This is a genomic window from Flavobacterium sp. GNP010 (assembly GCF_056428945.1).
Genome location: NZ_JBWJVK010000092.1, coordinates 1 through 2702 on the forward strand (window position 1 = coordinate 1; position 2702 = coordinate 2702).

Annotated in this window: 1 pseudogene; it reads left to right on the forward strand. The window is 28.8% G+C overall.

The features are described 5' to 3' along the window. Positions 1 to 1158: 1158 nt before the first annotated feature. A pseudogene (locus tag AC061C_RS15515) lies at positions 1159 to 2702 on the forward strand (hypothetical protein); the annotation flags it as partial.

Here is a 2702-nt window from a genome sequence, read left to right on the forward strand (position 1 = left end):
ATCTGTTTAAATAACACGCGTTGCAAACGCTTTATTTTCGGTCTTTAAGTAAGTAGGTACTCGTTGCAAACGATTACGAGAGGGGGTAGCAATAAAAACAATATGATTTATAAACATTAATAAAATCAACTGCATTGTCAACTAAAAAAAACCTCATAATCAAAAGATTATGAGGTTTTTTGTGGACTGAGCGGGATCACAATCGAACACCTAATTCCGATATTAACATTTTTTGAGAGCTTGAAATTATGATTTTAAATATTAAGTCTAAAGCCAAAAAAAATGATTCGTTAAGCTTTTTTTCTTGTACAGAATGAGGCTCCAATGCCGTTATAAATTCCCAGTATTTAATGAGCTTTCGGTATGTTTTTTAAGAACTATACTCAACATTAGGTTTACTTTCAAAGTTTTGATTTATATCAATATAATTGTAAGGAATTAGTATTTAATTGAATAAAGTTCTCAATTGTTTTATTTATTGGCACTGCTATTCAAAAGCCTAAAATAAAAAGATCCTGAAAATCCCATATTTTTGATTTTGCGAAACTATAAATACTTTATAGTACTCTTCAGACGAAACAAAAATACCAAAAAATCATGTATTTGACATATTATTAACCTAGTTCCTCGACGGATGATCGAATCTAAATTAGTCTGGATATATTGTCAGATTTTTTTGGAGGTTAGCATATTTATGTTGTAAAATCACCTCCTAAAGTAGAACAATATTGAATGGTAGTGCTTTTTATAAATTGTTGATAACAAATAATTTTTAACTGCAGTAATGCAGTCAAGGAGAAAACAGATCAATTTTAAAAAGAAATTTTCTATTAAATAAATTACTATTTATAAAAACATTATTATTTTTTGAATTAAAGAACTTACATTTGCAACCGTTAAAGTTTTATTAAATATTAGGAAAATCTCTTAATGAAAGTTTTTTTCATAAAAATATTTAATTAAAGATTGATAAATATAAAATTCTTGAAATGATTTTTCTCTATAAGTCACAAAAATTGTTCTCAAAACGAATAACTAAATGGTAACTGTTATTAAAAGTAGTTTTTGTTGATCATTAACGTTATTAAAATTAAAGCATAAAAAAATTTGACCACAAAATTAAAAAAAAAGGCTTCAAACCATTAAAATATACCGAACTTGAAAAAAATTACTTTACAAAAAAATATTTTTACATTTTGTATATCCCTTCTTTTTGTTAGTTTCAATTCTTACGCAAAAGTACATAATGATACAATATTAAAAAGTCAAAATAAAAATTCTATCTATTCTAATTTTAATTTGACTAAAAAACATACTCCTGAAGTAGCTTCTGTTTTTCATTACAATCAACAAACAAGTGAGTTTACAAAAGACTTTTTAGATCATAATTTTCCTCTTTCACAAGAGACTCAAAAAGATTTAGAACTTGCAAAAGCTACTATAGAAAAAATAGAAAAAAATAGCAGTTTAACGGATTTTTTAGAGCCTAAAAAACTTTCGATGTTACCAATAGGCATAAAAAAAACCATTGGAGGCATTCAATACATGTTAGGGATAAGCAAGGCCACATTTAAAGCTGAATATACTGAGTTAACAGCTTTTGTACGAATTATAATTCCTCAAAAAGATGCTAACGGGCAGTCAAAACAATTGTTTTTTGGTGCTAACAACATAAAGTTATCACACAAGGGTGGATTAGTTGGCGATACGAATCTAGCCTTACTTGGTGACGTTCCTATCAAAATTAATGGTGAAAATCTTTTATTGATTTTAAAGGGAGGTATGAATATGGCAACTGGAGAAGTTGATAAAAAGACATATGTCACCATTGATTGCAATGGTTTTAAAGAACTAGGAATTACTGCCGATTTAAATTTTTCCAGAAATCTAATTGTCCCAGTTAATGACAAATTTATTGCTGAAGATAAGACAGCACATGTTACTACTAATTTCAAAACTGTTGTGTCAAATTGGAATGATATTTTGGTAGAAATATCTATGCCAAAATTTGAGTTGGCTTCAAAAAAAGGTTTTTGTTTCGAACTCAATAATGCAGTACTAGATTTGAGCGATTTAAGAAATTCTAAAAATGTAAACTGGCCTGTTAATTATGAATCCAAATATTTAATACCAGGAAATGAAAATTTATGGCGGGGAATATATGTAAAAACGCTTAATGTTGTGTTACCTGAGGAATTCAAAAAAAAGAATAGTAAGGCTAGGATACATTTTAACGCAAAAGATCTACTAATTGACCGTATGGGGGTTTCAGGACATTTTTTAGGAACTAATTTAATTAGCCTAGATGAAGGTGATGCCTCTGGGTGGGAAATGTCTTTAGACTCACTCGATGTTAAAATTGCTGCAAATTCATTGGTGTCAGCTAATTTTAATGGCGAAATTCTTTTACCTGTATCTGATACATCATCTACTTGTAGCCAAGGAAAAAGATCTGAGTTAAAATACAAGGGTAGCATAGATCCAATAAAAGATGAATATATTCTTAATGCACAAGTTACTAATGATATATGCTTTCAGGCCTTCAAAGCAACTGCAACAATTAAGGAAAATTCATATGTTGAACTAAAAGTAAAAGACGGTAAATTTTTTCCAAAAGCTGTTTTATTCGGGACGTTGTCATTGCAAGCGAGTAATAAATCGGTTAGTACTACACAAACAGAAGTAAACACACAAAGTAAGGA